The following is a 5,886-nucleotide window of genomic DNA, read 5'->3' as shown; positions in this document are numbered from 1 at the left end:
GGACGACCACGCCGACCTGCGCGCGGCCGCGCTGCGGGAGCCGGAGCCCGTCGCCGCCGCGCAGTACCGCCGCGGCGGGCCGCGGCCAGGGGAGCGGGTGGCCGTCGTCGGCGGGGGCACGGTGGGGCTGCTGGCGGTGCAGCTGCTCGCCGCGTACGCGCCGGCGGAGCTGCTGGTGGTCGAGCCGCGGACGGAACGGGCCGAGCAGGCGTGGGCGTTCGGCGCCCGGCCGGTGGCACCCGACGCCGCCACCGGTCTGGCGGGGACGTACGACCTGGTGGTGGAGACGGCCTCGGCGGCGCGGGCGGCGGCGGCCGGGCTGGCGCTGGCGCGCCGCGGCGGGCGGGCCGTGGTCACCGGCATCCCGCCCGGCGGCGCGGCGGGCATCGACCCGCTGGAGCTGTCGATGCGCCAGGTCGCCGTGCTCGGCGTCTTCGGCGCCCCGTCGGCGGCCTGGTCGTACGCGGTGCGCGCGCTCGCCACGGGTGCGCTGGACCCGGCGGCGCTGATCACCCATGAACTGCCCCTGGACGCGTACGAGGAGGCCGTCGGCCTGGTCGGCGGCGGGGACCCCGCGGTGGGCAAGGTGCTGCTGCGGCCGTAGCCGGAGCGGCCCGGCCGCCCCGCGCGAGGGCCGCTTCAGCATCGCATCGAAGTCGAATGGCGTCCGAAATATCGATCAAAGGAGTACCGTGCCTCATGCCCCTGGTGAACCGGCCCTCGGCCGCCTCGGCTTCGGCGCCCCGGAGCCGGACCCGGCCGACGCGTCGCCGCACGCCTTCCCGGACGGGGGGCGCTGGCGTACCGAGATCCCGTCCGTCGAAGGCCCGGAGGCGCTGGCCGCCGTCCTGAAGGAGAGCACCCGGCTCGGCGTGCCGGTCCACCGCATCAGCCAGGGCAGCGGCGTGTGGATGCTCAGCGACAACGAGATCACCGACATGGTCGCGGCCTGCGCCGCACGCGACGTCGAGCTGTGCCTGTTCACGGGCCCGCGCGGCACCTGGGACACCGGCGCCGCCACCCGCAGCACCTCCGGCGGCGGCGGGCTGCGGGCCCGCGGGCACGACCAGCTCGCCGGCTGTGTGGAGGACGCGCTGCGGGCCGCGAGCCTGGGCGTGACGTGCCTGCTCGTCGCCGACGAGGGCGTGCTGTGGCTGCTGCACGGGCTGCGCGAACTCGGCGAGCTGCCCGCGCACACCACGTTCAAGGTCTCCGCGCTCGTCGGCCCGGTGAACCCCGCCGCGTACGCGGTGTGGGAGCGGCTCGGCGCCGACTCGCTCAACATCCCCTCGGACCTGTCGCTGGCGCAGCTCACCGAGATCCGCCGGGCCAGCGCCGCTCCGATGGACCTGTACGTGGAGGCGCCGGACGACCTCGGCGGCTACGTGCGGATGTACGACGCCGCCGAGCTGATCCGCCGCGGCGCGCCGCTGTATCTGAAGTTCGGCCTGTCCAAGGCCCCCGGGATCTACCCCTACGGCGCCCACATGCGCGAGACGGTGCTGGCCACCGCCCGCGAGCGGGTGCGCCGCGGGCGGCTGGTCCTGGACCTCCTCGACCGGCTCGGCGCGGCCGACGGCATGTCGCCGCCCGGCTCCCGGCTGCCGGGCGACCTGCACCGGTTCCCCGCCCCCGCGCCGGGCACCGGCCCCGTCCCGCGGCCCGCCTCCGCTTCACCGTCCGCCCCCGCTTCCGTACCCGAAGGGATCTGACCACCATGCGCACTCCCCGAGCCGCACGCCTGCGCTCCGCCGCCGCCGTCTCCGCGCTCGCTCTCGCCCTCGCCGCCTGCGGCCAGGACAGCGAGGGCGGCAGCGAGGAGAAGAAGGACTCCTCCGACGGCGGCGGCACGATCGGCATCGCGATGCCCACCAAGTCGTCGGAGCGCTGGATAGCCGACGGCGAGAACATGGTCAAGGAGTTCGAGGCGGCCGGCTACGAGACCGACCTGCAGTACGGCGAGGACAAGGTCGAGAACCAGGTCTCGCAGATCGACAACATGATCACCAAGGGCGTGGACGCGCTCGTCGTGGCGGCGATCGACAACACCGCGCTCACGGATGTGCTGGCGGACGCCGCGGCGGCGGACATCCCCGTCATCGCGTACGACCGGCTGATCCTGGAGACGGAGAACGTCGACTACTACGCCTCGTTCGACAACGAGCGGGTCGGCCGGCTGCAGGGCCAGTACATCGTGGACGCGCTGAAGCTCGAAGACGACAAGGACGCGAAGTACAACATCGAGCTGTTCGCGGGCTCCCCCGACGACAACAACACCCGCTACTTCTTCAACGGCGCCATGTCCGCGCTCCAGCCGTACCTGGACTCCGGCCAGCTCACCGTGCGCTCCGGCCAGACGGACATGAACCAGGTCACCACGCTGCGCTGGGACGGCGGCACGGCGCAGAAGCGCATGGACGACCTGCTGAGCGGCAACTACGGCGGCGCGAACCGCGTCGACGCGGTGCTCTCGCCGTACGACGGGATCTCCATCGGCATCCTCTCCGCGCTGAAGTCCGCCGGCTACGGCAGCGGCGGCAAGGAGCTGCCGGTGGTCACCGGTCAGGACGCCGAGCTGGCCTCCATCAAGTCCATCATCGCCGGGCAGCAGACCCAGACCGTCTACAAGGACACCCGCAAGCTCGCCAAGCAGGCCGTGCAGATGACCGACGCCGTGCTCACCGGCGGCAAGCCCGAGGTCAACGACACCGAGACGTACGACAACGGCGTCAAGGTCGTCCCGGCGTTCCTGCTGGACCCGGTCAGCATCGACAAGAGCAACACCGACCTGCTCGTCGAGGAGGGCTACTACAAGGCCGGAGACCTGAAGTGACCGCTGCGGTCCTTGAGATGCGCTCCATCACGAAGACCTTCCCCGGGGTCACGGCGCTCGCCGACGTCAGCCTCACCGTCGCGCCCGGCGAGATCCACGCCGTCTGCGGCGAGAACGGCGCCGGGAAGTCGACCCTGATGAAGGTCCTCAGCGGAGTCCACCCGCACGGCAGCTACGAGGGGGAGATCCTCTTCGAGGGCGAGCCGTGCGCGTTCAGGGACATCGGGGCCAGCGAGGAGCGCGGCATCGTCATCATCCACCAGGAGCTGGCCCTGGTGCCGTACCTGTCCATCGCCGAGAACATCTTCCTCGGCAACGAGCAGGCCCGGCGCGGCGTCATCTCCTGGAACGAGACGCTGCGCAGCGCCGCCGCGCTGCTCAAGCGGGTCGGGCTGGGCGCGGAGAAGCCGCAGACCCGGATCGCCGACATCGGCGTGGGCAAGCAGCAGCTCGTGGAGATCGCCAAGGCGCTGTCGAAGAAGGTGAAGCTGCTCATCCTCGACGAGCCGACCGCGGCCCTGAACGACGAGGACAGCCGCAAACTGCTGGATCTCATCCGGGAGTTCCGGGACCAGGGCATCGCCTGCATCCTCATCTCGCACAAGCTGAACGAGATCCGGCAGGTCGCGGACTCGGTGACGATCCTGCGCGACGGCCGGACGATCGAGACGCTCGCCGTACGCGACGACGGCACGGGCGGCGAGGGGGCCGCACTGTCCGAGGACCGCATCATCCGCGGCATGGTCGGCCGCGACCTCGACCACCGCTTTCCCGAGCGGTCCCACTACCGCGGCGAGGACGCGGGCACCGTCGCGCTGGCCGTCGAGGGCTGGACGGTGCGCCACCCCATCGACCACGAGCGGACGGTCGTCGACGACGTCTCGATCGAGGTCGGGCGGGGCGAGATCGTCGGCATCGCGGGCCTGATGGGCGCGGGCCGCACGGAGCTGGCGATGAGCGTCTTCGGGCGCTCCTACGGCCGGTACGAGTCCGGCACGGTGCGGGTCGACGGCCGCGAGGTCGACACCCGCACCGTGCCGGACGCGGTACGCCACGGCATCGCGTACGTCACCGAGGACCGCAAGAGGTACGGCCTCAACCTCATCGACAACGTGATGCGCAACATCACGCTGCCCTCGCTGCCGAAGCTCCGCCGCCGCGGCGCGGTCGACGAGCACGAGGAGCGGCGGGTCGCCGAGGGCTTCCGCACGTCGATGAACATCAAGACCCCGACGGTCTTCGAGGCCGTGGGCCGGCTGAGCGGCGGCAACCAGCAGAAGGTCGTGCTCGGCAAGTGGATCCACGCCGACCCCGAGGTACTGATCCTCGACGAGCCCACGCGCGGCATCGACGTGGGGGCGAAGTACGAGATCTACACGGTCATCGACCAGCTCGCCGCCCGCGGCAAGGCGATCGTCTTCATCTCCTCGGAGCTGCCCGAGCTGCTGGGGATGTGCGACCGGATCTACACCATGACCGCGGGCCGGCTGACCGGCGAGGTGCCGCGGGACGAGGCCACCCAGGAAGTTCTCATGCGCCACATGACCACGCACGTAGGGGGCGAAGGATGAGCCCGGTGACCACGGAGAAGCGCGGCAGCGCCCCGGCCGCACCCGCCGGGGGCGGCGGCGGACCGGGTGGCGCGCTCGCCGGCGCGCTGCTCGCCGCGATGCGCAACAACATGCGGCAGTACGGCATGCTCGTCGCGCTCGGGCTGATCGTCGTGGTGTTCCAGGTATGGAGCGACGGCACCCTGCTGCTGCCGCGCAACGTCTCCAACATCGTCCAGCAGAACAGTTACATCCTGATCCTGGCGATGGGCATGATGATCGTCATCATTGCGGGGCACATCGACCTGTCGGTGGGCTCGCTCTGCGCGTTCGCCAGCGCGATGTCGGCAGTGATGATGGTCAACCACGACTTCCCCTGGCCGCTCGCCCTGACGTGCTCGCTGCTCATCGGCGCCGTAGCGGGGGCCTGGCAGGGTTTCTGGATAGCATACGTCGGCATACCATCATTCATCGTGACATTGGCGGGCATGCTGGTCTTCCGGGGCCTCACCCAGATCGTCCTGGAGGGCCAGTCGCTGGCGCCGTTCCCCAAGGGCTTCCAGAACATCGCGCAGGGCTTCCTGCCGGAGACCGGGCCGGAAACGAACTACCACAACCTCACGCTGCTCCTCGGCATCGCCATCGGCCTGTTCCTGCTGTGGCAGGAGTGGCGCGACCGGCGGCGGCAGCTCAGTTACGAACTGGACGTGCTGCCGTACCCGCTGTGGCTGGCCAAGTGCGCGTTCATCGTCGCGGCGGTGGTCGTCGCCACGCTGATGCTGGCCAGCTACCGCGGCGTGCCGGTGGTGCTGCTCATCATGGCCGGGCTGCTGATCTCACTGAGCTACGTGATGCGCAACGTGGTCGTCGGCCGGCACGTGTACGCGCTCGGCGGCAACAAGGCCGCGGCCACGCTGTCGGGCGTGAAGGACAAGCGGGTCACGTTCCTGGTGTTCGTGAACATGGGCGTGCTCGCGGCACTCGCCGGCTGCGTCTACGCGGCGCGGCTGAACGCCGGCGTACCGAAGGCCGGCGAGATGTTCGAACTGGAGGCGATCGCGGCGGCGTTCATCGGCGGCGCGTCGATGAGCGGCGGCATCGGCACGGTGTTCGGCGCGATCATCGGCGGGCTGGTGCTGGGCGTGCTGAACAACGGCATGTCGCTCGTCGGCCTCGGCACCGACTACCAGCAGGTCATCAAGGGCCTGGTGCTGCTGGCGGCGGTGGGCTTCGACATCTGGAACAAGCGCCGGGCGGGAGTGTAGCCGTACCCGGTGTGACCTCTCTCCGATATCCGACTTCCCTTGACGAGGAGCTGTATCCCCATGACGACCCGACCCCCGGCGCCGACCACGGCGCCCAGCAGCGCGGCGAGCTTAACGGCGGACGGCGGAACGACGGCGCGCGGCACGGCGACGAGCAGACGCACCGTGCTCGCCGCCACGGCCGGCGGCCTGGCCGCCGCCGGCCTCGCCGCCGCCTCGGCGGCGGCGGACTCGTCGG

At 71.2% G+C, this 5,886-nt stretch carries 5 protein-coding genes; all 5 read left to right on the top strand.

Annotated features, from left to right (window positions below):
- The coding region (locus ABD317_RS32725) for a zinc-binding dehydrogenase (RefSeq protein WP_344294801.1) at positions 1-604 on the top strand (604 nt) is incomplete at its 5' end.
- Between the two features lie 88 nt (positions 605-692).
- Positions 693-1,712 (top strand): hypothetical protein, encoded by a 1,020-nt coding sequence (locus ABD317_RS32720; RefSeq protein WP_344294799.1) that lies wholly within the window; start codon positions 693-695, stop codon positions 1,710-1,712.
- Between the two features lie 5 nt (positions 1,713-1,717).
- Positions 1,718-2,833 carry a multiple monosaccharide ABC transporter substrate-binding protein gene (gene chvE / locus ABD317_RS32715; protein ID WP_027755401.1) on the top strand — a complete coding sequence of 372 codons (1,116 nt, stop codon included), beginning with the start codon at positions 1,718-1,720 and terminating at the stop codon, positions 2,831-2,833.
- Positions 2,834-2,850: 17 nt separating this feature from the next.
- Positions 2,851-4,404, top strand: a complete 1,554-nt coding sequence (gene mmsA / locus ABD317_RS32710) for a multiple monosaccharide ABC transporter ATP-binding protein (RefSeq protein ID WP_344294795.1) — start codon at positions 2,851-2,853, stop codon at positions 4,402-4,404.
- Positions 4,401-5,648 (top strand): multiple monosaccharide ABC transporter permease, encoded by a 1,248-nt coding sequence (mmsB, locus tag ABD317_RS32705; protein ID WP_344294793.1) that lies wholly within the window; start codon positions 4,401-4,403, stop codon positions 5,646-5,648. Before mmsA ends, mmsB begins: the two co-directional genes overlap by 4 nt.
- The last annotated feature ends 238 nt before the right edge of the window (positions 5,649-5,886 follow it).

It is taken from the genome of Streptomyces synnematoformans (genome assembly GCF_039531005.1).
GTDB classification, from domain to species: Bacteria; Actinomycetota; Actinomycetes; order Streptomycetales; family Streptomycetaceae; genus Streptomyces; species Streptomyces synnematoformans.
This window is presented reverse-complemented; position numbering and strand designations above follow the sequence as displayed.

Coding starts and splice junctions, on each gene's coding strand:
- mmsB (WP_344294793.1), top strand. CDS start 4,401: ATGAGCCCGGTGACCACGGAGAAGCGCGGCAGCGCCCCGGCCGCACCC.
- mmsA (WP_344294795.1), top strand. CDS start 2,851: ATGCGCTCCATCACGAAGACCTTCCCCGGGGTCACGGCGCTCGCCGAC.
- chvE (WP_027755401.1), top strand. CDS start 1,718: ATGCGCACTCCCCGAGCCGCACGCCTGCGCTCCGCCGCCGCCGTCTCC.